Source organism: Rhodococcus sp. Leaf225, from assembly GCF_001426145.1.
In the GTDB taxonomy this organism is placed as follows: domain Bacteria; phylum Actinomycetota; class Actinomycetes; order Mycobacteriales; family Mycobacteriaceae; genus Rhodococcoides.
In genome coordinates, this window is record NZ_LMRN01000002.1 from 1642 (window position 1) to 2217 (window position 576).

Consider the following 576-nt stretch of genomic DNA (forward strand, 5'->3'; position numbering starts at 1 on the left):
CAACCCTGACCAACAGCTAAGGCCCCCAATTCGTGGCTAAGTGGGAAAGGATGTGGGAATCCCAAAACAACCAGGAGGTTGGCTTAGAAGCAGCCATCCTTTAAAGAAAGCGTAACAGCTCACTGGTCTAAACAAGGGTTCCTGCGCCGAAAATGTAACGGGGCTCAAGCCACGAGCCGAAGCTTTGGGTGTGATCCGCAAGGATCACGCGGTAGCGGAGCGTTCCGTAGGCCTGTGAAGGGATATCCGTGAGGGGTCCTGGAGGTATCGGAAGTGCGAATGCTGACATGAGTAACGACAAAGAGTGTGAAAGACACTCTCGCCGAAAGTCCAAGGGTTCCTGCGTAAAGTTAATCTGCGCAGGGTTAGCCGGCCCCTAAGGCGAGGCCGAAAGGCGTAGTCGATGGGAACAGGGTGAATAGTCCCTGGCCAGTGGATGGTGACGGATGCTGTAAATCGTTCGAGCTTATCGGATTGCTCGGGCGGTGAAGGGGTCCCAGGAAATAGCCTCCACGTGAGACCGTACCCGAAACCGACACAGGTGGACAGGTAGAGTATACCAAGGCGCTTGAGAGA

The 576-nt window shown here is 54.9% G+C and carries 1 rRNA gene (only partly in view); it reads left to right on the forward strand.

The annotated features are described in order from the left end of the window. Nucleotides 1-576: ribosomal RNA gene (locus ASG69_RS00015) — 23S ribosomal RNA — on the forward strand (its annotated part extends 1094 nt beyond the left edge of the window); the annotation flags it as partial.